Annotated in this window: 22 protein-coding genes and 1 pseudogene; 11 read left to right on the forward strand and 12 right to left on the reverse strand. The window is 67.9% G+C overall.

Annotated elements, in window-relative coordinates; all coding sequences use genetic code 11:
• The first annotated feature begins 62 nt into the window (after positions 1-62).
• From QM721_RS10015 to QM721_RS10025, 3 genes are all read left to right on the forward strand, one after another.
• A complete protein-coding gene (locus QM721_RS10015) occupies positions 63-764 on the forward strand; it encodes an ABC transporter ATP-binding protein (RefSeq protein ID WP_415121488.1) in 702 nt (233 codons plus the stop codon).
• 61 nt (positions 765-825) lie between these two features.
• Positions 826-1521 (forward strand): ABC transporter permease, encoded by a 696-nt coding sequence (locus QM721_RS10020; RefSeq protein WP_415121490.1) that lies wholly within the window; start codon positions 826-828, stop codon positions 1519-1521.
• Positions 1509-2378, forward strand: a complete 870-nt coding sequence (locus QM721_RS10025; RefSeq protein WP_415121492.1) for a COX15/CtaA family protein — start codon at positions 1509-1511, stop codon at positions 2376-2378. The genes QM721_RS10020 and QM721_RS10025 overlap by 13 nt, the downstream gene beginning before the upstream one ends.
• 214 nt (positions 2379-2592) lie before the next feature.
• On the opposite strand, the pseudogene QM721_RS10030 reads toward QM721_RS10025, so the two are convergent.
• Positions 2593-3480 (reverse strand): annotated as a pseudogene (locus QM721_RS10030) (heme o synthase); the annotation flags it as partial.
• A 206-nt stretch (positions 3481-3686) separates the two neighbouring features.
• Here QM721_RS10030 and tal point away from each other — a divergent pair.
• The 6 genes from tal (at position 3687) to QM721_RS10060 (ending at position 9357) form a co-directional block, all read left to right on the forward strand.
• Complete coding sequence (gene tal / locus QM721_RS10035; RefSeq protein ID WP_415121494.1) at positions 3687-4802, forward strand: transaldolase; 1116 nt, start codon at positions 3687-3689, stop codon at positions 4800-4802.
• 77 nt (positions 4803-4879) lie between these two features.
• Positions 4880-6340: a glucose-6-phosphate dehydrogenase gene (gene zwf / locus QM721_RS10040; RefSeq protein WP_415122079.1), complete on the forward strand. Its 1461-nt coding sequence runs from the start codon at positions 4880-4882 to the stop codon at positions 6338-6340.
• A 16-nt stretch (positions 6341-6356) separates the two neighbouring features.
• On the forward strand, positions 6357-7286 hold the full coding sequence (locus QM721_RS10045; protein ID WP_415121496.1) for a glucose-6-phosphate dehydrogenase assembly protein OpcA: 930 nt from the start codon (positions 6357-6359) through the stop codon (positions 7284-7286).
• Entirely contained in the window at positions 7283-8014 is a 732-nt protein-coding gene (gene pgl, locus QM721_RS10050) for a 6-phosphogluconolactonase (RefSeq protein ID WP_415121498.1), read from the forward strand. The genes QM721_RS10045 and pgl overlap by 4 nt, the downstream gene beginning before the upstream one ends.
• 381 nt (positions 8015-8395) lie before the next feature.
• Positions 8396-8686 (forward strand): helix-turn-helix domain-containing protein, encoded by a 291-nt coding sequence (locus QM721_RS10055; RefSeq protein ID WP_415117914.1) that lies wholly within the window; start codon positions 8396-8398, stop codon positions 8684-8686.
• A gap of 41 nt (positions 8687-8727) precedes the next feature.
• Positions 8728-9357: an IS630 family transposase gene (locus QM721_RS10060; RefSeq protein ID WP_415117916.1), complete on the forward strand. Its 630-nt coding sequence runs from the start codon at positions 8728-8730 to the stop codon at positions 9355-9357.
• 28 nt (positions 9358-9385) lie between these two features.
• On the opposite strand, the gene QM721_RS10065 is transcribed toward QM721_RS10060, so the two are convergent.
• The 10 genes from QM721_RS10065 to uvrA all read right to left on the reverse strand — a co-directional run bounded on the left by QM721_RS10065 (position 9386) and on the right by uvrA (position 21403).
• Positions 9386-9742, reverse strand: a complete 357-nt coding sequence (locus QM721_RS10065; protein ID WP_415121500.1) for an RNA polymerase-binding protein RbpA — start codon at positions 9740-9742, stop codon at positions 9386-9388.
• 57 nt (positions 9743-9799) lie between these two features.
• Positions 9800-10063 (reverse strand): preprotein translocase subunit SecG, encoded by a 264-nt coding sequence (gene secG / locus QM721_RS10070; RefSeq protein ID WP_415121502.1) that lies wholly within the window; start codon positions 10061-10063, stop codon positions 9800-9802.
• A gap of 74 nt (positions 10064-10137) precedes the next feature.
• Complete coding sequence (tpiA, locus tag QM721_RS10075; RefSeq protein WP_415121504.1) at positions 10138-10920, reverse strand: triose-phosphate isomerase; 783 nt, start codon at positions 10918-10920, stop codon at positions 10138-10140.
• Between the two features lies 1 nt (position 10921).
• Positions 10922-12133 carry a phosphoglycerate kinase gene (locus QM721_RS10080; RefSeq protein ID WP_415121506.1) on the reverse strand — a complete coding sequence of 404 codons (1212 nt, stop codon included), beginning with the start codon at positions 12131-12133 and terminating at the stop codon, positions 10922-10924.
• A gap of 42 nt (positions 12134-12175) precedes the next feature.
• Positions 12176-13180 (reverse strand): type I glyceraldehyde-3-phosphate dehydrogenase, encoded by a 1005-nt coding sequence (gene gap / locus QM721_RS10085; protein WP_415121508.1) that lies wholly within the window; start codon positions 13178-13180, stop codon positions 12176-12178.
• Positions 13181-13346: 166 nt separating this feature from the next.
• The gene (gene whiA, locus QM721_RS10090) at positions 13347-14333 is read right to left on the reverse strand and encodes a DNA-binding protein WhiA (protein WP_415121510.1); all 987 of its coding nucleotides are present in this window, start codon (positions 14331-14333) and stop codon (positions 13347-13349) included.
• Between the two features lie 51 nt (positions 14334-14384).
• Positions 14385-15335: a gluconeogenesis factor YvcK family protein gene (locus QM721_RS10095; protein WP_415121512.1), complete on the reverse strand. Its 951-nt coding sequence runs from the start codon at positions 15333-15335 to the stop codon at positions 14385-14387.
• Positions 15332-16201 carry an RNase adapter RapZ gene (gene rapZ, locus QM721_RS10100; protein ID WP_415121514.1) on the reverse strand — a complete coding sequence of 290 codons (870 nt, stop codon included), beginning with the start codon at positions 16199-16201 and terminating at the stop codon, positions 15332-15334. The genes QM721_RS10095 and rapZ overlap by 4 nt, the downstream gene beginning before the upstream one ends.
• A 163-nt stretch (positions 16202-16364) precedes the next feature.
• Positions 16365-18311 carry an excinuclease ABC subunit UvrC gene (gene uvrC / locus QM721_RS10105; protein ID WP_415121516.1) on the reverse strand — a complete coding sequence of 649 codons (1947 nt, stop codon included), beginning with the start codon at positions 18309-18311 and terminating at the stop codon, positions 16365-16367.
• Positions 18312-18472: 161 nt separating this feature from the next.
• Positions 18473-21403, reverse strand: a complete 2931-nt coding sequence (gene uvrA / locus QM721_RS10110; RefSeq protein WP_415121518.1) for an excinuclease ABC subunit UvrA — start codon at positions 21401-21403, stop codon at positions 18473-18475.
• A 197-nt stretch (positions 21404-21600) separates the two neighbouring features.
• Here uvrA and QM721_RS10115 point away from each other — a divergent pair, with 197 nt between their 5' ends.
• Positions 21601-22314 carry a maleylpyruvate isomerase family mycothiol-dependent enzyme gene (locus QM721_RS10115; RefSeq protein WP_415121520.1) on the forward strand — a complete coding sequence of 238 codons (714 nt, stop codon included), beginning with the start codon at positions 21601-21603 and terminating at the stop codon, positions 22312-22314.
• Positions 22315-22318: 4 nt separating this feature from the next.
• A complete protein-coding gene (locus tag QM721_RS10120) occupies positions 22319-22933 on the forward strand; it encodes an MBL fold metallo-hydrolase (RefSeq protein WP_415121522.1) in 615 nt (204 codons plus the stop codon).
• A 3-nt stretch (positions 22934-22936) separates the two neighbouring features.
• Here QM721_RS10120 and QM721_RS10125 read toward each other — a convergent pair whose 3' ends face one another.
• The gene (locus tag QM721_RS10125) at positions 22937-23935 is read right to left on the reverse strand and encodes a TerC family protein (RefSeq protein ID WP_415121524.1); all 999 of its coding nucleotides are present in this window, start codon (positions 23933-23935) and stop codon (positions 22937-22939) included.
• Positions 23936-23962: the final 27 nt, after the last annotated feature.

A 23962-nucleotide genomic window follows, 5' to 3' on the forward strand; every position in this document is an offset into this window, starting at 1 on the left:
CGGTGCCCAGCGAGGCGAGCGATGTCGTCCGGGCACGCGTGGAGGCGTCCTATGCTGAGCGGGTGACCCCAGCCGCCGCAATCGAGTTGCGCGCGGTCACCCTCAGCCTCGGCGGCACTCGGGTGCTGGACGCCCTCACCTGGGCCGCCGCCACCGGCGAACTGACCGCGCTGCTGGGCCCCAACGGCGCCGGCAAGACGTCCACGATCCGCTGCATCACCGGGCTGCTCACCCCCGACGCCGGCACCGTCACCGTGCTGGGCGGGCCGCCCGGCGGAGCCAACGAGCGTCTGGGCCTGATGCCGCAGTCAGTGGGCGCCTGGTCGGCCGTCCGCCCCGGTGAACTGCTGCACTACCTCGCCTCGTTGTACCCACACCCGCTGCCGGTGTCCGATCTGGTGGACGCCCTCGCCCTGGGCCCGCTACTGAACCGGCCCTACCGGCGACTCTCGGGCGGCGAACAGCAGGCGGTGAACCTGGCCGGCGCCCTGGTCGGACGGCCCGAGCTGGTGCTGCTCGACGAACCCACCGCGGGCATGGACCCGCACGCCCGACGCCGCACCTGGCAGTTGATCGCCGACCTACGCCGCGACGGGGTCAGCGTGCTGCTCACCACCCACGACATGGACGAGGCCGCGCGACTGGCCGACCGGGTCTGGATCATGGACGCCGGCCGGGTGGCCATCTCGGGCACGGTGGCCGAGCTGACCGCCGAGGCGTCATTGGAGGACGTATTCCTGCGCCACACCGGCGGTGCGGCATGACGGGCCTCAACGAGTTCGACCGGCAGATTCCTCGCCCCTGGCCCCATCGGCGGAGAGGAGCATGAACCTCGCGCGGGTCGTCCGGCACGCGGCCATGGAACTGCGCATGCTGCTGCGCAACGGTGAGCAGTTGCTGTTGGCGTTCGCGATCCCGCTCGGTCTGCTGGTGGCGGGCCTGGCATGGGGCACCGGGTTCGGGCTTGACCGCAGCACGTTTCCGGCATCGGTGATCGCGGTGGCCGTGTGGTCGACCGCCTTCACCGCGGTGGCGGTCGCCACGGGCTTCGAGCGCCGCTACGGCGTGCTGGAGCGACTCGTCGCCACCCCACTGACCCGGGCCGACCTGATCGCCGGCAAGGCGCTGTCGGCGTGCGCCCTGGTCACGATCCAGGCCCTGCTGCTGCTCACTGTCGCCGGTGTGCTGGGCTGGCGTCCGCAGGTCAGCCCACTGGCGGTGCTCAGCGCTGTGGCCGCCATGGCGCTGGGCATCGGCGCCTTCGCCGGGCTCGGCCTGCTGCTGGCCGGCACGCTGAAGGCCGAGGTGACCCTTGCGCTGGCCAACCTGATCTACCTGGTCGGCCTGGCGCTGGGCGGGCTGATCGTCGATCAGCCGCCGCTGCTGCCCACCGCGGCACTGGGCTCGGCGCTGCGTGGGGCGGCTCTGGGCACTCCCGCTCCCCTGCCCCTGCTGGTGCTGGCGCTATGGGCCGCGGCCCTCACCGTGATCGCTCGAAAGGCATTCCGTTGGACATCTTGAGTGGTCGGCGCAGCCTTCGCCGGTGGGCACTGGCGAACCTGATCGCCAACATGGTGATCGTCTGGACCGGCGCGCTGGTGAGGCTGACCAAATCGGGGCTCGGCTGCCCGACCTGGCCGCAGTGCGACGCTGGCTCGTACGTGCCGCAGCCGGAAGCGGAGTGGCACGCGTTCATCGAGTTCGGCAATCGGACGCTCACCTTCGTGCTGATGATCATCGCGCTGGGTACCGCCATCACCGCCTTTCGCACAGTCCGGGCAGGGCGGATCCGGGTGCTGACGATCGTGATCGGCCTGGGCATCGGCTTTCAGGGCGTGATCGGAGGGCTCACTGTGCTCACCGAACTGAACCCGTGGGTGGTCGGGCTGCACATGGTGCTCTCGATCGGCCTGATCGTCGCCTCCGTCACCGTTGCGCACGACGCGTTCGAATCACTGCCTACCGTCGCGCCGCGCCGGTTGCAGCTCGCCGTTCAGGCGGTGTTCTGGCTGTCGCTGGTGATGATGTACCTCGGCACGGTGGTCACCGGAGCCGGCCCGCACTCGGGCGACGGGGCGGCGCAACGCAACGGCTTCGAACTCAGCGAGATAGCCCGCGTTCATTCCGTCACGATGTGGATCACGCTGGCGCTGGTGGTCTGGCTGGCCTACGCCGCGCGGGGCATCTGGCCAATCCAGCGGGCGGCGCTGCTGGTGATCGGCTGCGCCGCCCTCCAGGCGCTGATCGGCTACACGCAGTACTTCACCCATCTGCCCATGGGGCTGGTGTTCGCCCACATGGTCGGCACCACCCTGTACACGGTGGCGATCAGCCATCTGTGGCTCTCTGCGGCCCCGGAGATTCAGACGATGCGCTGATTCCTCGCCGGCCGAGCTTGTCGAGACCACAAACGAAGTGCCCCCACTGGGGGTTTCGACACGCTCAACCAGCGGTCGCGGGGCAACTGGTCGACGACTCTCCGGGCAAACGCTGATTCCTCGCCGGCCGAGCTTGTCGAGACCACAAACGAAGTGCCCTCACTCGGGGTTTCGACACGCTCAACCAGCGGTGGGCGCTTTGATCAGCGCATCGCTAGAAGATCAGCGGGTCGACGGCAGCGGCGAGAAACACCACGGCCAGGTAGCTGTTGCTCAGGTGGAACAGCCGCATGGGCTTCAGCGCCGCCTCGGTGAGCCCGGCCCTGGCCCGGACCAGCAACTGCAGCGACTCGACGGTGAGCCAGGTGCCGGCCAGCAGCGCGACCGCCGGGTACAGCCAGCCGGTCTGGGCCACCGGCCACAGCAGCAGGCTCACCGCCACCGTGATGATCGTGTAGACGACGATGCGCCACGCCACCGCCGGGGGCTCCATCACCACCGGCAACATCGGCACGTGGGCCTGCTTGTAGTCCTCTTTGTAGCGGAATGCCAGCGCCCATGTGTGCGGCGGCGTCCAGAAGAACACGATTGCGAACATCACCAGGGGCGTCCAGTCGACGCTGCCGGTCACGGCCGTCCAACCGATCAGGGGCGGAAAGCAACCCGCGATGCCGCCCCAGACGATGTTCTGCGAGGTGCGGCGCTTCAGACCCATCGTGTACACGAACACGTAGTAGGCGTTGGCCGCCAGGGCCAGCATGGCCGACAGCCAGTTGGCGCCGAAGCCCAGAATCAGCGCCGACAACACTCCCAGTACGGCGCCGAACACATATGCCTTGCCCGTCGGCACCCGGTGCAGCGCCATCGGACGACGCCGCGTCCGCCTCATTTCAGAGTCGATGTCGGCGTCGAGCACCGAGTTGAACACGTTGGCCGAGCCGGCGGCCAGGGTGCCGCCGAGCAGCGTCCAGACCACCAACTGCCACTGCGGCACACCGCCGGCCGCCAGGAACATCGCGGGCACCGTGGTCACCAGCAGCAACTCGATGATCCGCGGCTTGGTCAGGGCCAGGTAGGCACGCAGCGTTCCTGGGGCCGCGGTATCAACCGCCGTGACCGCCTGATGCATCCCCGCCCACTTCCGTCGTTGCCCGGATCGCGAGCAGTCTAGCCCGATCGATGCCCGGCGCACACAGAGGTGTCGTCGACGGTGCGCCCGAGCGGTGGCCGACGGTGCCGGCCCACCCCACTAGAGTGGAACGGGCCGCACCGCAGCGGCGTGAACCACGACGAGGAAGTGGAGCGCACATGAACGATCGACTGAAGGCCCTGTCGGACGCCGGCGTGTCGATCTGGCTGGACGACCTGTCCCGGGCTCGGCTCACCAGCGGAAACCTGGCGAGGAAGATCGCGGACGATTCGGTCTCGGGCGTGACCACCAACCCCACCATCTTCGCCGCGGCCCTCACCAACGGTGCCGACTACGCCGAACAGCTCAAATCGCTGGGCGACGAGATCGACGTCGACCACGCGATCAAGCAACTCTGCAGCGCCGATGTGCGCAACGCCTGCGACCTGTTCGCCGACGTGTTCACCGCATCGAACGGCTACGACGGCCGGGTCTCGATCGAGGTGGCCCCCACCTTGGCGAACAACACGGGCGCGACGATCGCGCAGGCCGCCGAACTGCACGAGCTGGTCGGCCGCGAGAACGTGCTGATCAAGATTCCCGCCACCAAACCCGGCCTGCCGGCCATTCGGCAGACCATCGCCGACGGCATCTCGGTCAACGTCACCTTAATCTTCTCGCAGGAGCGCTACCGCGAGGTGATGGACGCCTACCTGTCCGGCCTGGAAGCCGCCGATGCTGCCGGCAAGGACCTGTCGACGATCCACTCGGTGGCCTCGTTCTTCGTGTCCCGGGTCGACGCCGAAGTCGACAAGCGGCTGGCCCTGGTCGGCCGCGACGACCTGAAGTCGAAGACCGCCATCGCGAACGCGCTGGTCGCCTACGGCGCGTTCGCGGACGTGTTCGGCTCCGATCGGTTCAAGGCGCTGGCCGCCAAGGGCGCCAACGTGCAGCGTCCGCTGTGGGCCTCGACCGGCACCAAGGACCCCACCCTGCCCGACACCCTGTACGTCACCGACCTGGTCGCCGACGGCGTGGTGAACACCATGCCCGAAAAGACCATGGACGCCTTCGGTGACCACGGTGAGGTTGGTCCGTCGATCGTCGGCAAGTCCGCCGAGGGCAAGGCTGTGCTCGAACAGGTCAGCGCGGCCGGGGTCGATCTGCCCGCAGTGTTCGAGGTACTCGAGAACGAGGGCGTCGAGAAATTTCGTCGTCTCGTGGAACGAACTCGTTACGTCGGTGGAGAAGGCGATTGCTTCCGTCAACTGATCCGCGAAACGATGCGGGAGTGAGTGACCCCGAGCAGTTCGTCAATCCGCTGCGCGATCCCCAGGATCGCAGGCTGCCGCGCATCGCTGGGCCGTGTGCCCTGGTGCTGTTCGGCGTCACCGGCGATCTGGCGCGCAAGAAACTGATGCCCGCCGTCTATGACCTGGCCAACCGGGGGTTACTGCCGCCCGGCTTCGGTCTGATCGGCTTCGCCCGCCGTGACTGGGAGCACCAGGACTTCGCCCAGATCGTCCACGACGCCGTCAAGGAGCGGGCCCGCACCCCCTTTCGCGAAGAGGTGTGGAGTCAGTTGCTCGAGGGCATCCGGTTCGTGCCCGGCACCTTCGACAGCGACGAGTCGTTCGAAACGCTGAAGAGCACATTGAATGACCTCGACCAGGCCCAGGGCACCGGCGGCAACCACGCGTTCTACCTGTCGATTCCGCCCAAGGCGTTCGACCAGGTGATCTCGATGCTGAAGAAGCACGGTCTGGCCAAGCGCGATCAGCCGGACTCCTGGAGCCGGGTGGTGATCGAGAAGCCGTTCGGGCACAACCTGGCCAGCGCCGAAGAGCTCGAGCGCCGGGTCAGCTCGGTGTTCCACTCCCAGTCGGTGTTTCGCATCGATCACTACCTGGGCAAAGAGACGGTGCAGAACCTGCTGGCGCTGCGCTTCGCGAATGAGCTGTTCGAACCGATCTGGAACCGCAACTACGTCGACCACGTGCAGATCACGATGGCAGAAGACATCGGCGTCGGCGGGCGGGCCGGCTACTACGACGGGGTCGGTGCGGCCCGTGACGTGATTCAGAACCACCTGTTGCAGTTGCTGGCACTCACCGCGATGGAAGAGCCCACCTCGTTCGAGGCCGAGCAATTGCGGGCCGAGAAGCGCAAGGTGCTGGCCGCGACGAAACCGCCCAAAGATCTGGCGGCGCACACAGCCCGCGGCCAGTACTTGGGCGGCTGGGCCGGTGGCAAGCAGGTGCTCGGGTATCTCGAGGAAGACGGCATCAGCCCGCACTCGCAGACCGAGACCTACGCCGCGATCCGCGTCGATATCGAGAACCGGCGCTGGGCCGGGGTGCCGTTCTACCTGCGCTCCGCCAAGCGCATGCCGCGCCGGGTCACCGAGATCGCGCTCAACCTGCGCCGAGCCCCGCACCTGCCGTTCAGCCACACCGACACCGAGGCACTGGGCAGCAACGCCCTGGTGCTGCGCATCCAGCCTGACGAGGGCATCACCCTGCGGTTCGGCGCCAAAGTGCCGGCCACGCTGATGGAGATTCGCGACGTCACCATGGACTTCGCCTACGGCACCTCGTTCGCCGAGTCGAGCCCTGAAGCCTACGAGCGGCTGATTCTCGACGTACTGCTCGGCGACCCACCGCTGTTCCCGCAGCACGAAGAGGTGGAATTGTCGTGGAAGATCCTCGACCCGATTCTCGACTTCTGGGCCGACCTCGACAGCCAACCCGAAGGCTACCCGTCCGGAACCTGGGGTCCGTCCAGCGGCAATGCCATGCTGGCCCGTGACGGTTTCGTCTGGCGCAGGCCATAACTGGGAGGGAACGACCATGATCATCACCATTCCCGACACCAACGCCACCGGCATTCACATGGCCCTGGTGAAGGCCAGGCACAACATCGGCGTCGCCTCGTCGATGGTGTTCACCATGATCGTCGTCGCCGATATGCGGCACTACGACAAGGCCCTTGAGGCCTGCCAGGACGCGGGCCGTGAGCACCCGTCCCGGATCATTCTGGTCACCAACGGCCAGGCCGAGGCCGACCGGGTCGACGCCGAGATCAGGCTGGGCGAGGAGGTGCCCGGCGAGATCATCTCGCTGCGATTCCACGGCCAGCTCGCACAGCATCGCGACTCGGTGGTGCTGCCCCTGCTGCTGCCCGACTCACCGGTCGTGGCCTGGTGGCCGGCGAGCGCCCCCGAGAAGCCCGGCCAAGACCCACTCGGCAAGCTGGCGGTGCGGCGGATTACCGACGCCATGGGTTCGTCACGGCCGTTGGCAGCCATCGAACGCCGCGCCTGCAACTACTACCCCGGCGACACCGACCTCACCTGGACCAGGCTGACCCCGTGGCGGGCCTTGCTGGCCGCGGCGGTCGACTCGTACCCGGCCGAGATCCTCGACGTGCGCGTCGAAGGCGCCCCCGAGAACGCCGGCAGTATGCTTCTGGCGGCCTGGCTCGAGAACCGGCTCGACCTTCCGGTCGAACGCAGTGAGGCGGGGACCGGCATCGGTATCACCCAGGTCACCTTGAAGACCGCAAACGGTGACATTCGCATTGATCGCGAGGACGGACGCATGGCCACCTTTTCGGCACCCGGGCTGCCCCGCCGTCAGATCGCCCTGCGGCGGCGCGACCTCAACGCTCTGATCACCGAAGAATTGCGGCGGCTCGACGTCGATGACATCTTCGCGGCAACGATGAAAACCCTCGTCCAGCGTTGTGAGCGGCGGGACGCGGAGAAGGCGGGCAAGTGACCGATCAGGTGCTGCGGTTCGCCGATGCCGCAGAACTGGTTGAACGGACGGCCGCCATGCTGGTCGCCCAGATCGCCGAGTATCAGCAAGATCCCGAGCGCGTCGTACACCTGTGCCTCACCGGCGGACGCATCGCGCTACGCGTGTACGACAGCTTCGGCAGCAAGCTCGAAGCGGCCGGCGCCGACCCGGGGCGCATGGAGCTGTGGTGGACCGACGAACGATTCACCCCCACCGACGACCCGGCCCGGCACGCCGGCCCGGCGCTGGCCCTGATGGCCGGCAAATTTCAACTCGATCCGTCGCGCACTCACCCGATGCCCGCAGCCGACGGCGTGGCGGACGCCGATGCCGCCGCCGCCACCTACGCCAAGGAACTCGACGACGTGCACTTCGACATCTGCCTGTTGAGCATCGGCCAGGAGGGGCACGTGGCCGGCATCTTCCCCGGGCACCCCTCGTTCGAGCCGCAGACGTCCACGGTGATCGGCCTGGCCGGGTCACCCAAGGGTGAGGTCGATCGCATCTCGCTGACCGTGCCGGCACTGGAGCGCTCGGCCGAGGTGTGGCTTCTGGCGAACGGCGCCGACAAGGCCGGCGCGGTTGCCTCCGCGCTCGCCGGATCGCCCGACACCCCAGCAGGGGTGGTTCGCGGACGTCACGCCACCAAGTGGTTCATCGACCGCGAAGCCGCTCGCCACCTGCCCTGGTTCGACTGCGCGCTTTAGCGAAACGCTGGTCGAGCGTGTCGAGACCCAGACACGGCAGTCTCACCAGGGGTTACGAGAGGCTCAACCAGCGCTGGCCGCATTGACCAGCGCTTCCTTTAGCCGCAGCTAGGCCCGGCTAGTGGAGTGTCGCTCCTAATAGTTTGGTAATGGGTGGGATTGGCTTGTCCTGATTGATGCTTGATCGGGAGGAGTCGTATCGTGCCCAGGCTGAAGGATCATGTCGTCGCGTTGACGGCTGAGGATCGTGTGAAGCTGACGAGGGTCGTGTCGCGGGGGACGCATCCGGCGCGGATGATTGCGCGGGCGAGGGTTCTGCTTGAGCTGGATGAGAACGCGAGGGTCGTGCCGGGTCGGCGGGTTGTCGCGGAGCGTGTCGGGGTGTCCGAACAGACGGTGTATCTGATCGCGAAGCGGTTCGTCGAGTCCGGTGGGGATGCCGATGAGGTGATTCGCCGCCGCAAACGGGTCACGCCGCCGGTGCCACCGAAGGTGACCGGGGATGTCGAGGCGCGGGTGATCGCGCTGGCGTGCACGAGACCGCCGGAGGGGTTCGACCGGTGGTCGTTGCGGCTGCTGGAGAAACACGTGGCCCTTACCGACGGGCTGCCGCCTCTGGATCACTCCACGATTGGGCGGGCCCTGAAAAAGGGGGGCTTCGTCCTCACTTAAAGAAGTGCTGGACGATCCCGCCGAAAGCCAACGCCGAGTTCGTGGCGCGGATGGAGGATGTTCTGGAGGTCTACCACCGGCCCTTCGACCCGGCAGTGCCGGTGGTGTGCATGGACGAGAAGCCGTACCAGCTGCTCGGCCACGCTCGTGACCCGATCCCGGCGCGCCCCGGCCACGATCTCAAAGAGGACTCGGAGTACGTCCGTCACGGCACCTGCTCGATCTTCGTCTGGGTCGAGCCGCTCGCCGGACACCGCCACGTCGACGCGAAGCCGCGGCGGACCCGGATCGACTGGGCCGCGGGCGTGGACCGGCTACTGACCATGGACTACCCCGACGCCAAACGCGTCGTCCTCGTCATGGACAACCTCAACACCCATACCCTCGGCTCGCTCTACGAGGCGTTCGAGCCCGCGAAGGCCCGCGCTCTCGCCGAACGGCTCGAGATCCACTACACACCCAAGCACGGCTCCTGGCTCAACATCGCCGAGATCGAGCTGTCCGCCCTCAGCCGGCAATGCCTCACCCGCCGCATCGACGACCTCGACGTCCTCAACGCCGAACTCGCCGCCTGGCAGAAAGCGACCAACGACGACCAACGGCAAGTCGACTGGCAGTTCACGACAAACGACGCCCGCATCAAACTCCGACACCTATACCCAAATATTTAGACACGACACACTACTAGGCCGGGTTCAATCAGTAGATGACTTCGCCCGCCGCGCGCCGGGCCCGCAGGCCCTCCAGCGCCTCGGTCAGGATCGCAGCCGCCTCGGCGTCGCTGCGCCGCTCCTTCACGTAGGCCAAGTGGGTCTTGTACGGCTGAATCTTCGGCGGTGGGGGCGGGTTCTCCGAGTCGAGGTTCGCCGGCATGCCGCAGCGCGGGCAGTCCCAGGTTTCGGGGACCACCGCGTCCGCGGCAAAGGCGGGACGAGTCTCATGCCGGTTCGAGCAGAAGTACGACACGTACAGCCGCGGCGCCGAATCGCCCCGCTCCGCCTCGCCCATCGGCCCGGCGCCGACCCGGCTCCCCCGAATCGCGCTACCACCAACCACGTGTATTTCTCCTTGTCAGATCGCCCAGCCCCGGGCGGGAATATGCCGACCAGGCCCTCAGAGGGTGCCGTAGTCGGGGAAGAACCGGTACAGCACCAACAGCCCGAAGATCGTCGCCAACCACACCAGGCCGATCACGACGGTCAGCCGGTCGAGCGCGCGCTCGGCCGCCGACGACCCGCCCATCGAGGTGGACATACCGCCACCGAACAAGTCGGACATGCCGCCGCCACGACCCTTATGCAGCAGCACGAACATGGCGAGCACGACGCTGGTGAGGATCAGGACGATCGACAAGGTCAGAATCGGCCACGTCAACATGGGCACAACAATCACAAGGTGAATCCTAACTCACCAGCAACGAAGCGCCGATTCGGGCGAACCGGCACGGCCGTTCAGGCGCGCTGGTAGAAGGTGACGATCTTGGCGAACTCGGCAGCATCAAGGCTGGCACCGCCCACCAGGCCCCCGTCGACATCCGGCTGCGCCATCAGCTCGACGATGTTGGACGCCTTGGCCGAACCGCCGTATTGAATGCGCACGGCGTCCGCGGCGGCCTGGCCGACCAGTTCGGCCACCCGGCCCCGGATCGCGCCGCAGACCTCTTGGGCATCCTCGGGGGTCGCAACCTCGCCGGTGCCGATCGCCCAGACCGGCTCGTAGGCGATCACCAAGGCACCGACCTGTTCGGCGCTCAGGCCGGCCAGCACCTTGTCGACCTGCGCCAGCACGAACGGCACATGCTCGCCCGCCTTGCGCACGTCGAGCTTCTCGCCGACACAGACGATCGGGGTCATGCCCGCCGCCTGCACCACCTTGGCCTTGGCGTTGACGATCTCGTCGGTCTCGCCGTGGTAGTCGCGGCGCTCCGAATGCCCGACCACGACGTAGCTGCAGTTCAGCTTGGCCAGCATCGCGGCCGAAACCTCACCGGTGTAGGCGCCCTTGTCGTGCAGCGACACGTCCTGCGCACCGAAGGCCAGCGGCAGCTTGTCGCCCTCGATCAGGGTCTGCACGGTGCGGATGTCGGTGAACGGCACGATCACCGCCGCCTCCGACTTGCTGGGGTCGTACTTCAGGTCGTCCAGAGTCCAGGCCAGCTTCTGAACCAGGCCGGTGGCCTCGACGTGGTCGAGGTTCATCTTCCAGTTGCCGGCCATGATGGGCGTACGGGTCATCTCAGTTGCCTTCCTCGAGCACCGCGATGCCCGGCAGTGTCTTGCCTTCCAGATACTCCAACGAGGCGCCGCCGCCCGTGGAGATGTGCCCGAAGGCACTGTCGTCGTGACCGAGTTCGCGCACGGCGGCGGCGGAGTCGCCACCACCGACGACGCTCAGCCCGTCGACCTCGGTGAGAGCCTGGGCCACCGCTGCGGTGCCGTTGGCCAGCTCGGCGATCTCGAACACACCCATCGGGCCGTTCCAGACCACGGTCTTCGCCGCCTTGATCGCGTCGGCGAACAAGGTTTCCGTCTCGGGCCCGATGTCGAGGCCCATCTTGTCGGCGGGAATCGCGTCGGCCGCGACCACGTCGACGTCACCGTCGACGGTGCGGGCGGCGAAATCCATGCCGGAGGCGATCCGAACGTCGACCGGCAGCAGGATCTGCTTGCCTTCGGCCGCCGCGGTCGCCAGGTACCCCTTGCAGGTCTCGATGCTGGCCTCGTCGAGCAGCGACGTACCGATCTGGTAGCCCTTGGCCGCCAGGAAGGTGTACGCCATGCCGCCGCCGATCACCAGGGTGTCGGCCAGCTTCAGCAGGTTCTCGATGACGGCCAGCTTGTCGGCCACCTTCGCCCCGCCCAGCACGACCACGAACGGACGGTCCGGGTCGGAAAGCACCTTGGAGAAGACGTCGACCTCCTTCTTCACCAGGGTGCCGGCGGCGTGCGGCAGCAGCTTGGCCACGTCGTAGACCGATGCCTGCTTGCGGTGCACGACGCCGAAGCCGTCGGAGACGAAGACGTCGGCCAGAGCGGCCCACTTCTGCGCCAGCGCCTCGCGCTCGGCGTCGACCTTGGAGGTCTCCCCCGGCTCGAAGCGGACGTTCTCGAGCAGCGCGATCTCGCCGTCGGCAAGTCCGGCGACGGTTGCTTCGGCGCCCGGCCCGGCGGTGTCGGAGGCGAGTTTGACCTCGGCTCCGATCAGTTCGCCGAGCCGCTTCGCCGCGGGGGCCACCGAATACTTCGCTTCGGGGGCACCCTTGGGGCGGCCGAGGTGAGCCAGCACGATGACCTTCGCGCCCGCGTTCTTCAGTTGGGTCAGGGTCGGCAATGCCGCCTTGATCCGTCCGTCGTCGGTGATCGTGTCGCCGTCGAGCGGCACATTGAAGTCACAGCGGATTAGCACCCGCTTGCCCTTCAGATCACCAAGGTCTGCTACTGACTTCACCGTCGGCCTTTCCTGCTTCAGTTGTGGATTAGTTGGGGTCGATCAGAGCTTCGAGCCGACCAGAACGGTCAGGTCGACGAGGCGATTGGAGTAGCCCCACTCGTTGTCGTACCAGCCGACAACCTTCACCTGGTCGCCGATCACCTTGGTCAGACCGGCATCGAAGATGCAGGAATGCGGATCGGTCTCGATGTCCTTGGACACGATCGGATCCTCGGTGTAGGCCAGGATGCCCTTCAGCGGGCCCTCGGCAGCGGCCTTGATCGCGGCGTTGATCTCTGCCACGGAGGTCTCCTTGCCGGCCTGGAAGGTCAGGTCGGTGGCCGAACCGGTGGGGGTCGGAACCCGCAGCGCGTAGCCGTCGAACTTGCCCTTGAGCTCGGGCAGCACCAAGGCTACGGCCGCAGCCGCACCGGTCTTGGTCGGCACGATGTTCAGCGCGGCGTTGCGGGAGCGACGCAGGTCGCTGTGCGGGCCGTCCTGCAGGTTCTGATCGGCGGTGTAGGCGTGCACCGTGGTCATCAGGCCACGGACGATGCCGACGGTGTCGTTCAGCACCTTGGCCATCGGGGCCAGGCAGTTGGTGGTGCAGGACGCGTTGGAGATGACCGTGTCGGTCTCGGGGTTGTAGTCGCCCTCGTTGACGCCCACGACCACGGTGATGTCTTCGTTCTTCGCCGGAGCGGAGATGATGACCTTCTTGGCGCCCGCCTCGACGTGGGCCTTGGCCTTGGCGGCGTCGGTGAAGAAGCCCGTGGACTCGATCACGATGTCGGCACCGATCTCGCCCCAGGGCAGGTTCTTCGGGTCGCGCTCGGCGTAGGCCAAGATCTTGTGCCCGTTGACCGTGATCGACTCTTCGTCGTAGCTGATCTCGCCGGGGAAGCGGCCCAGGATCGAGTCGTACTTCAGCAGATGGGCCAGCGTCTTGTTGTCGGTCAGGTCGTTGACGCCGACGACCTCGATGTCGGCTCCGGACGCCGTCAGCGCGCGGAAGTAGTTGCGGCCGATCCGGCCGAAACCGTTGATACCAACCTTCACCGTCATGTGATGGTTCCCCTTCGTTTGGTTCTTTGCCCGCTTCAGGCACAGGCAAGGGTGGACAACGCCCACTCTATAGAAAAAGCCCGCCGCGAAAAGGTCGTTTGCAAACCACGTATCGGTGGCTGGTCAGCGCCGGTGCCGTGCCACCACCGCAGCAGGTCGTACCGGATCAGTCTCGGTCGTCGAGCATGTCGGGCGACAGGTTGGCCTCGGTGCCGGGAATTCCCAGCTCGGCCGCGCGCTTGTCGGCCGTGGCCAACAGCCGCCGGATGCGGCCCGCGACGGCATCTTTGGTCAGCGGAGGCTGATGCAACTGTCCGAGTTCCTCCAACGAGGCCTGCTTGTTCTGCAGCCGGAGCAGACCAGCCACCTTCAGATGTTCGGGAATGTCGTCGCCCAGAATGTCCAGGGCCCGCTCGACCCGGGCCCCGGCCGCGACCGCCGCGCGCGCGGAGCGACGCAGGTTGGCGTCGTCGAAGTTGGCCAGTCGGTTGGCCGAGGCCCGCACCTCGCGCCGAATGCGGCGCTCCTCCCAGGCCAGCAGCGATTCGTGCGCGCCCAGCCTGGTGAGCATGGCGGCGATCGCGTCACCGTCGCGAATCACCACCCGGTCGACCCCGCGCACCTCGCGCGCCTTGGCCACAATGCCCAGCCTGCGCGCCGCCCCCACCAGCGCGAGGGCCGCCTCCGAGCCGGGGCAGGTCACTTCGAGCGCCATCGAGCGGCCCGGTTCGGTGAGCGATCCGTGGGCCAGAAAGGCGCCGCGCCAAGCGGCCACCGCAACGTCGAGACCGCCGCTGACGATTCCGCTGGGCAGCCCGCGCACGGGTCGTCCGCGGTTGTCGATCAGCCCGGTCTGCCGGGCCAGCGACTCACCGTCACGAATCAGCCGGACGATATAGCGGCTGCCGCGGCGCAGGCCGGACGAGGTGACCACGACGAACTCCGAGGTGAAGCCGAACAGGTCCGAGATCGCGGTGCGCAGCCGACGAGCGGCTGGCCCCGTGTCGAGCTCGGCCTCGACCACGATGCGGCCGCCGGCCAGGTGCAGGCCGCCGGCGAAACGCAGGGTGGCCGCCACCTCGGCTCGCCGGCAGGCCGGCTTGGTCACCACGACGGTGGCCAGTTCTGCCTTGACCTGCGGGGTCATCGCCATGCTTGCTTCCTTACGTGATCGGGGTGGGTGCCGAGGCTCGAACCTCTGAGGCTAGCGGGTCATGAGTGCGGCGTAGACGGCGGCGAGGCGGTACGGGTCATGCCTGGGGGTTCCGTCGTGCATCCGCACATTGTCCACCACGAGCCGCGCTCCCAGCGAACGCGCATACCGCTCCAGCGGTGCATCGTCGGCGGCGAAGCTCGGGTCGATGATCACGACGTCGAGCCGCAGCCGGGGGCAGTGGTCGGCCAACACCTCGAGGTGACGTGACGCGGGAAAGCCGTGCGTCTCGTCGGCCGGCACCAGGTTCATGGTGAGTATCCGCTGCGCCGGCGAGGCCACGATCGCCTCGGCGAGTTCGGGCACCAGCAGGTGTGGAATCACCGACGTGAACCACGACCCCGGCCCGAGCACCAAATGATCGGCGGCCAGCACGCTCTTCACCACCTCGGGCCTGGCCGGCGGGTCGGCCGGCACCAGCCGGACGGCCCGCACGTCACCGTTGGTCTTGGCCACGGTGGCCTGACCGCGCAGCACCGACTCGTCGTCGGGGTGGCGGGGGTCGGCGCCCACCACATCGGCCTCGATGGTGAGCGGCACCGCCGCCATCGGCAGCACCCGGCCGCGGATCCGCAGCAGCTCCCCCACCATGTCGAGCCCCGCCACCTGGTCGGGCAGCCGCTGCCACAACCCGGCGATCAGCAAATTGCCAATGGCGTGCCCGGCCAGCGGCCCGGTGCCGCCGAACCGCGACTGCAGCACGTCGGCCCATAACTGGCCGATCTCGTCGTCGGCGCAGAGCGCGGCCAGCGCCATGCGCAGGTCGCCCGGCGGCAAGATGTCGAACTCCTCGCGCAGCCGACCGGATGACCCGCCGTCGTCGGCAACGGTAACCACCGCGGTGAGCCGTGGGGTGAGGCGGCGCAATGCACTCAGTGCTGCCGCGAGCCCATGCCCACCCCCGAAGGCCACCACCGCAGGGGACGTTCGACGGGAACTCACTCCTTGCCCAGATCGCGATGCAGCACCTGCGTGACGATGCCCGCGTTACGCAGCCGGCGGGCCAGCTCGACCGCCATGGCGGTGCTGCGGTGCTTGCCGCCCGTGCAGCCGACGGCGACCGTGGCCAGCCGCTTGCCCTCGCGCACATAACCCGGCTTCACCACCGTCAGCAGCTCTGTGGCGTGGTCGAGAAAGGCGGTCGCCTCGGCATGCCCGAGCACATAGCTGGACACGGCCTGCGACAACCCGGTCTGCGGCCGCAGATCGGCCACCCAGTGCGGGTTGGGCAGAAACCGCACGTCGAACACCATGTCGGCGTCGATCGGCACGCCGTTCTTGAACCCGAACGACATCAGGGTGAACTGAATGTCGGGGTCGTCGCCCGAGCCGAACACATGGGCCACCCGGTCGGACAACTGGTGCACGTTGAGGTTCGAGGTGTCGATCACCAGATCGGCGGACGCCCGGAGGGTGGCCAGCAGCCGACGCTCACGGCCCGCCCCGTCCAGCAGCCCACCCTCGCCCTGCAACGGCAACGGACGACGCACCGACTCCTGCCGGCGCACGATGGCCGCATCGTCGGCGTCCAGGAACAGGATCTGCGGCACCACACCGTTGCGGCCCAGCGCGTCGAACGCGGTGGGGATCTGCTGAAACGCCGACCGGGTGCGTACGTCGAGGCCGACGGCGACCTGCGCGAAGTCACGCTCACGGGCGATCTGAGCCAGCTCGGGCAGCAGTTGCGGCGGCAGATTGTCGACCACGTACCAGCCGAGATCCTCCAGCGTGTGGCAGGCGGTGCGCCGTCCGGCCCCCGACATGCCGGTGACGATCACGAAACGCAGCGCTGAGGTGGGCGTGGTCATGGGGGCCATTATCGTCGATCAGCCGGTCGCGGCGTAGCCAGCGGCAGCGGCTGGGTACAGGGCCACGGCGGTTGCCCGCAGCCGCACGGGGTGGCCTGCCCAGCTCGGACGGTGCCAGGGCGCCGGATCGGCGCACCGGAGGCGCGGATCGACGCAGCGAGGATCACAGCGCCTGGTCGATCACCTCGCCCGTGGTGAGGTTGACCGCCTCGGGGGCCGGGCCGGCCAGCGCCTCGACGATGGCGGCGGCCAGTCTCGGGCCGATGCCCGGCACCGCGGCCAGATCGTCGGCCGAGGCGGCGCGCAGTTTCTTCAGCGACCCGAAGTGCTTCAGCAGGGTCTTGCGGCGCACCTCGCCCAGCCCGGGCACGGCATCGAGCACCGACTCGACCATCGAAGCGCTGCGCCGTCCGCGGTGATGAGTGATGGCGAACCGGTGGGCCTCGTCGCGCACCCGCTGCAACAGGTACAGCCCCTCGCTGGTGCGCGGCAGAATCAGCGGATACTCCTCCCCCGGCAGCCAGACCTCTTCGAGCCGCTTGGCCAGACCGATCACCGGAATGTCGCTGATGCCCAGTTCGGTCAGCGCCTGCACCGCAGCAGTCACCTGCGGCGCACCGCCGTCGACCACGACCAGACCCGGCACGTAGGCGAATTTGCGGGGCGCACCGGTGCTCGGGTCGACCAGCAACGGCCCATCGTCGGTGGTGCTCTGTTCATCGAGCAACCGGCGGAACCTGCGGGTGATCACCTCGTGAATGGCCGCTACATCGTTGGAGCCGTCGACGCCGCGAATGACGAACCGCCGGTAATCGCCCTTGCGGGCCAGCCCGTCTTCGAACACCACCATCGACGCCACGATTTCGGTGCCCTGCAGGTGTGACACGTCGTAGCATTCGATCCGCAACGGCGCGGTGGGCAGACCCAGCGCCTGCTGGATCTCTTCGAGTGCCCGGTTGCGAGTGGAGAGATCGCTGGCGCGCCGGGTTCGGTGCAGCGCCAGCGCCTCGGCGGCGTTGCGGGCGACCGTCTCCATCAGCGTCTTCTTGTCGCCGCGCCGCGGGGTGCGGACCACCACCCGGCTGCCGCGCGACTCGGTGAGCAGTTCGGCGATCAGGTCAGCGGTGGCCGGCACCACGGGAACCAGAATCTCGGGCGGCACCTCGGTGCCGTCCACCTCGCCGTAGAGCTGCAGCAGAAAGCTCTCGATCAGGCCGTCGGTGTCGGTGTCGTCGGTACGGTCGGCCACCCAGGCACGCTGGCCGCGCACCCGTCCGTCACGGACGTGGAAGATCTGCACCGCCACCTCGAGCGGGTCTTCGGCCAGCGCGATCACGTCGGCGTCGGTGCCATCGCCCAGCACGATGGCGTTGGAGTCGGTGGCCTGGTGCAGCGCGTGCAACTGGTCGCGCAGCACCGCCGCCTTCTCGAACTCCAGATTCTGGGCGGCCTCCCGCATCTGGCGCTCCAGGCGCTTGAGCAGGCTGTTGGTGCGCCCGGCCAGGAAGTCACAGACGTCTTGGGCCAGCGCCCGGTGCTCGTCGGGGCCGATCCGTCCGACGCACGGGGCGGCGCACTTGCCGATGTAGCCGAGCAGGCAGGGCCGTCCGGAGGCCGCCGCGGAGCGGAAAACGCCGTTGGTGCAGGAACGCATCGGGAAGGCCCGCAGCAGCGGATCGAGCGTTTCGCGAATCGCCCAGGCATGAGCGTAGGGGCCGAAGTAGCGCGTGCCCTTGCGCTTGGTGCCGCGGCCCACGAAGACCCGGGGGTACTCCTCCGACCAGGTCACCGCCATCCACGGGTAGGACTTGTCGTCGCGGTACTTCACGTTGAACCGCGGGTCGTGCTGCTTGATCCAGGTGTACTCGAGTTGCAGCGCCTCGAGTTCGTTGCGCACCACCGTCCACTCGACCTTGGCGGCAGTGTGCACCATGGTGCGGGTGCGGAAATGCAGCAGGGCGGGGTCGGCGAAGTAGGACGTCAGTCGCTGCCGCAGGTTGACCGCCTTGCCGACGTAGATCACCCGCCCGGCGGGGTCGCTGAACCGATAGACCCCCGGCTGCGTCGGAATGGTGCCGGTGGCCGGACGGTAACTCTCCGGTTCAGCCATGGCGGCCAGCATAGGTCGGGGCACCGACAGGATTGGCTCGTGCCCGCTCCCCACAGCATCGGCCCGTTGCCCGATCCGGGCCCAGATGGTTGCGCACCCCGATCGCTTGTCGAGACCTGGGTCTCGCTTGTTGTCGAACCAGGTCGGGCTGTCGGCTGAACTCAGCCGGCCTTGCGGCGCCGGCGGCTCGACGCCGGCGGCCCCTCGATCAGCGGCTCGACCGGCTTCGCAACCTGGATGTCGTGCCCGCGCAGCACGTCACGCAGGAACTCGCCGGTGTGCGATTCGGGCGTCGCGGCGATCTGCTCGGGGGTGCCTTCGGCGATCACCGTGCCGCCGCGTGAGCCGCCCTCAGGGCCCATGTCGATCACCCAGTCGGCGGTCTTGATCACGTCGAGGTTGTGTTCGATGACCACCACGGTGTTGCCGGCGTCGACCAGCCGGCCGAGCACGCCGAGCAATTTCCGGATGTCTTCGAAGTGCAAGCCGGTGGTGGGCTCGTCGAGCACGTACACGGTGCGTCCGGTGGACCGCTTCTGCAATTCGCTGGCCAGCTTGACCCGTTGCGCCTCGCCGCCCGACAGCGTGGTGGCGGGCTGTCCGAGCCGCACGTAACCCAGCCCGACGTCGACCAGGGTGCGCAGGTGCCGGGCGATCGCCGGGATCGCGGCGAAGAACTCCACCGCCTCCTCGATCGGCATGTCGAGCACCTCGGCGATGGTCTTGCCCTTGAAGTGCACCTCCAGGGTCTCGCGATTGTAGCGCGCCCCGTGGCACACCTCGCAGGGCACGTACACGTCGGGCAGGAAGTTCATCTCGATCTTGATCGTGCCGTCGCCGGAGCAGTTCTCGCAGCGTCCGCCCTTGACGTTGAACGAGAACCGGCCCGGCTGGTAGCCGCGCACCTTGGCCTCGGGCGTCTCGGCGAACAGCTTGCGCACGTTGTCGAACACGCCCGTGTAGGTGGCCGGGTTCGACCGCGGGGTGCGTCCGATCGGCGACTGGTCGACGTGAATGGCCTTGTCGATGTGCTCGACCCCGGTGATCGATCGGTGCCTGCCGGGCACTGCCCGGGCGCTGTAGAGGTGCTTGGCCAGCGCGGTGTACAAAATGCCGTTGACCAGGGACGACTTGCCCGAGCCCGACACCCCGGTGACGGCGATGAACTGGCCGAGCGGGAACGCCACGGTGACGTCGCGCAGGTTGTTCTCGCGGGCGCCGTGCACGGTGATCGCCCGTCCGGTGGAAGGCCGGCGACTGCTCGGCATCGGAATGCTGCGCCGGCCCGACAGGTAGGCACCGGTGAGCGAGTCGGGGTGCGACAGCAGCTCCGCCACGGTGCCCGAGACCACCACATGCCCGCCGTGTTCGCCGGCGCCCGGGCCGATGTCGACCGCCCAGTCGGCGGTACGAATGGTGTCTTCGTCGTGCTCGACCACGATCAGGGTGTTGCCCAGGTTGCGCAGCCGCACCAGGGTGTCGATCAGCCGCCGGTTGTCGCGCTGGTGCAGGCCGATGGACGGCTCATCGAGCACGTACAGCACGCCGACCAGGCCCGACCCGATCTGGGTGGCCAGTCGGATGCGCTGCGCCTCGCCGCCCGAGAGGCTGCCGGCCGACCGCGACAGGGTCAGGTAGTCGAGGCCCACGTCGAGCAGAAACCGGAGTCGCTCGTTGATCTCTTTGACCACCCGCTCGGCGATCTGTGCCTCGCGCACGCTGAGCTCGAGCGAACCCATGAAGGTGGCCACGTCGCCGATCGACATGCCGGCCACCTCGGCGATGTTGCGCCCGCTCACGGTGACCGCCAGCGAACTCGGCTTGAGCCTGGCCCCGTTGCAGGTGGGGCACGGCACCTCACGCATGTAGCCCGCGAAGCGTTCGCGGGAGTTCTCCGACTCGGCCTCGTTGAATCGCCGCTTGATGTACGGCACTGCACCCTCGAATTTCGCCCGGAACGAGTGCTCACGACCATGACGTGAGCGGGTGTGTACCTGCAGCGACTCCTTCTGCCCGTTCAAGATCACCGACTGCACCCGTGGCGACAACTCGCGCCACGGGGCGTCGAGGTCGAAGTCGTAGTTCTCGGCGAGGGCTTTGAACAGGGTCTGGAAGTAGCCCGAGACGTACACCGAGGTCCAGCACGAGACCGCCCCATCGGTCAAGCTCTTGTTCACGTCGGGCACGATCAGCTCGACATCGACCTCGCTGGTGGTGCCCAGCCCCGAGCAGGCTGGACAGGCGCCCCACGGCCCGTTGAACGAGAACTGCCGCGGCTCGAGTTCTTCGATCGAGATGTCGTGCTCGTTGGGGCAAGCCAGCTTCTCGGAGTAGCGCCGCTCCCGGGCCGGGTCACTGGCCGGCAGATCGACGAAATCGACCGCCAGCACACCCCCGGCCAGGCCCAGTGCGGTTTCGACCGAGTCGGTGAGCCGCTGCTTGGCCGACGGCTTGGCTGCCAGCCGGTCGACCACCACCTCGATGTTGTGCTTCTTCTGCTTGTCGAGCACCGGCGGGTCGGTGAGTTGGTGGGTCTGGCCGTCGACCCGCACCCGGCTGAGCCCCTGGGTGGCCAGTTGCCGGAACAGGTCGACGTACTCGCCCTTGCGGCCGCGGACGACCGGCGCCAGCACCTGGAACCGGGTGCCGTCGGGCAGCGCGAGCAGCCGATCGACGATCTGTTGCGGGCTCTGCCGGGTGATCGGCTCGCCACACACCGGGCAATGCGCCCGACCAGCCCGGGCGTACAACAGCCGCAGGTAGTCGTAGATCTCGGTGATCGTGCCCACTGTGGAGCGCGGGTTGCGGCTGGTCGACTTCTGGTCGATCGACACCGCGGGCGACAAGCCCTCGATGAAGTCGACGTCGGGCTTGTCGAGCTGACCGAGAAACTGGCGGGCGTAGGCCGACAACGACTCGACGTAGCGCCGTTGGCCCTCGGCGAAGATGGTGTCGAAGGCCAGGGACGACTTGCCCGAGCCCGACAGCCCGGTGAACACGATCAGCGCGTCGCGCGGCAGGTCGAGGCTCACATTGCGCAGGTTGTGCTCGCGCGCACCCCGGACGATCAGCCGTTCATTCACGGCGCTCATGCTATGCGGTGATCCCGACAGTTCCTGCGCCGAGCCGCTGCGCGGCCCCCGACGGCACCCATGACCGATCTGGGCCGCTGTGCGACCCCAGTCAGGCGCGCTGCCTGCGCCGCTCGCGTGCGCCGCACGACCCGGTACCCGCCGGACGGCGGCCAGCCGACTTTCGCCTGCCTGCGGAACCTCTTAGGGTGGCCACCATGACCGCGCAGACGTTCTCAGCACCGCTGGAGACCCTGCGTAAACGGGTACAAGAGGCCACGCAGCGGCTGCTGGGCGACACGATCGGCATCTCGGACGACGCGTGGAACGCGCTCAGCAAGCTGCCCGGCTGGTCGCGGGCACACGTGGCAGCCCACCTGGCGGCCGGAGCCGACGCCCTGGCCGGGGTGATCGTAGCGGCCGTGGAGGGCCGCAGCGTCCCCCTCTACCCCGACGCCGAGAGCCGCCGCGCCGGCATTGAACGCGGGTCGAGCCTGACCGGCCTCGAACTGCAGATCTGCCTCGACACGTCCGCCGGGCGGCTCGAACGCGCCATGGACACCGTCGACGACTGGAGCGTGCCCGTGCAGTTGCTGGGCCGTCCGATGACCCTGGCCCACCTGCCCATGGCGCGGCTGTCGGAGGTGGTCGTGCACCACCTCGACCTGGACTGCGACTTCGACGTCGACCGCATCGATCCCGGCCCGGCCCGTTGGCTGCTGCAGTGGGCGCTGCTGTGGCAACCGGAGCACGCCGACCTGCCCGCGCTGCGGGTGGCGAGCGACTCGGGTGTGGTCGCCGACCTCGGCGAGGGCGAGCAGCGGCGCCCGATCAGCGGCCCCGACGCGTCGCTCTGGGGCTGGCTGATGGGTCGTTCGGTGCCGGTCGCGCCGCAGGGTGCGGACGATCTGGCGCTCCCCCTGCGATCATGAACGCGTGCTGATCGGTGACGACGTGCGGCTGGCCAAGACCTCTGTCGGCCCGATGGACAACAACGCCTACCTGCTGACCCATGGCGAGCAGGCCCTGTTGATCGACGCAGCGGCCGAGCCGGACGTGCTACTGAGCCAGGTGGCGGGCCTGACCCTGGTGGGCGTGGTCACCACCCACCGGCATCACGACCACATCGGCGCGCTGGCCGAGTTGGTGGCCGCCACCGGCGCCCCCGCCTACGCCGGCCGTCCGGACGCGGCCGCGATCGCCGAGGCCACCGGCGTCCTCTGCCGCGAGGTATGGGACGGCGACACGATCGCGTTGGGCCCGCTGCGACTGCGAGTGATCGGCCTGGTCGGCCACACCCCGGGGTCGATCACACTGGCCCACGCGCCATCCGGACGGCCGGTGCGGCTGTTCACCGGCGACAGCCTCTTCCCCGGCGGGGTAGGCAAGACCTGGCGGCCCGACGACTTCGACAGCCTGCTGGGCGACGTCGAGGCCAAGCTGTTCCGGCACTTCGGTGACGACACCATCGTGCACCCCGGCCACGGTGCCGACACCACCCTCGGCACCGAACGCCCGCACCTGGGCGAGTGGCGCGCCCGCGGCTGGTGAGGGTCAGGCCGGCGGTCGGCCGGCGCGTTCATTCTCGCGCTGGTCGTCGCGGCGTGACTTGATCAGGCTGGCGACGGTGGTGATCACCAACGTGCCGATGATGACCATCAGCGACAGCCAGATCGGCACGTCGACACTGAAGCCCCAACGCTCGTCCACGTGGTACTCATGCATGGCGTGCAGGACCAGCTTGACGCCGATGAAGGCCAGAATGAATGACAGGCCCACCGACAGGTAGACCAGCCGCTGCAGCAGGCCGCCGATCAGGAAGTAGAGCTGCCGCAGGCCCATCAGCGCGAACACGTTGGCGGTGAAAACCAGGAACGGTTCCTGGGTCAGGCCGTAGATGGCCGGGATCGAGTCGAGCGCGAACAGCAGGTCGGTGCTGCCCAGGGCGATCACCACGAACAGCATCGGGGTGATCAGCCGCTTGCCGTTCTCGACGATGGTCAGCTTGGTGCCGTGGTACTCGTCGGTCGAGCGAAACGTGCGCTTCACCCAGCGCATGGCGAAGTTCTCGGTCTTCTCGTCGTCGTCGGCGGGGTTGAGGTAATCCATCAACAGCTTCCACGCCGTCCAGATCAGGAAGGCGCCGAATACGAAAAAGATCCACGAGAAGCGTTCGATCGCGGCGGCGCCCAGGGCGATGAAGATGCCGCGAAAGAGCAGGGCGAGCACGATGCCGACCATCAGCGCGTACTGCTGATACTTACGCGGCACCCGCAGATTGCTCATGATGATCACGAAGATGAACAGGTTGTCGATGCTCAGGCTGTACTCGGTGAGCCAGCCGGCGAAGAACTCCCCGGCGAACCGTGGCCCCGACACGCTCCAGACCCCGACGCCGAACATGACGGCCATGGCTACGTAGATGCTGATCGCGATCGAGCATTCCTTCATGGACGGCTCGTGGGGCCGTCGGCCGATCACGATCAGGTCGAACGCCAGCAAGGCCAGCGTGGCCAGAATCGTGACGGTCCAGACGGTGGGTGTGACGTGCAAGAGAGGGCCTCCTCAGGGTCCAGTCGT

The sequence above is a fragment of the Micropruina sp. genome (genome assembly GCF_047602085.1).
Lineage (GTDB): Bacteria > Actinomycetota > Actinomycetes > Propionibacteriales > Propionibacteriaceae > Micropruina.

Excerpts from the sequence above, each read along its gene's own strand:
- QM721_RS10020 (WP_415121490.1), top strand. The coding sequence starts at position 826 with ATGAACCTCGCGCGGGTCGTCCGGCACGCGGCCATGGAACTGCGCATG.
- tal (WP_415121494.1), top strand. The coding sequence starts at position 3,687 with ATGAACGATCGACTGAAGGCCCTGTCGGACGCCGGCGTGTCGATCTGG.
- QM721_RS10045 (WP_415121496.1), top strand. The coding sequence starts at position 6,357 with ATGATCATCACCATTCCCGACACCAACGCCACCGGCATTCACATGGCC.
- secG (WP_415121502.1), bottom strand. The coding sequence starts at position 10,063 with ATGTTGACGTGGCCGATTCTGACCTTGTCGATCGTCCTGATCCTCACC.
- tpiA (WP_415121504.1), bottom strand. The coding sequence starts at position 10,920 with ATGACCCGTACGCCCATCATGGCCGGCAACTGGAAGATGAACCTCGAC.
- gap (WP_415121508.1), bottom strand. The coding sequence starts at position 13,180 with ATGACGGTGAAGGTTGGTATCAACGGTTTCGGCCGGATCGGCCGCAAC.
- whiA (WP_415121510.1), bottom strand. The coding sequence starts at position 14,333 with ATGGCGATGACCCCGCAGGTCAAGGCAGAACTGGCCACCGTCGTGGTG.
- rapZ (WP_415121514.1), bottom strand. The coding sequence starts at position 16,201 with ATGACCACGCCCACCTCAGCGCTGCGTTTCGTGATCGTCACCGGCATG.
- uvrC (WP_415121516.1), bottom strand. The coding sequence starts at position 18,311 with ATGGCTGAACCGGAGAGTTACCGTCCGGCCACCGGCACCATTCCGACG.
- uvrA (WP_415121518.1), bottom strand. The coding sequence starts at position 21,403 with ATGAGCGCCGTGAATGAACGGCTGATCGTCCGGGGTGCGCGCGAGCAC.
- QM721_RS10115 (WP_415121520.1), top strand. The coding sequence starts at position 21,601 with ATGACCGCGCAGACGTTCTCAGCACCGCTGGAGACCCTGCGTAAACGG.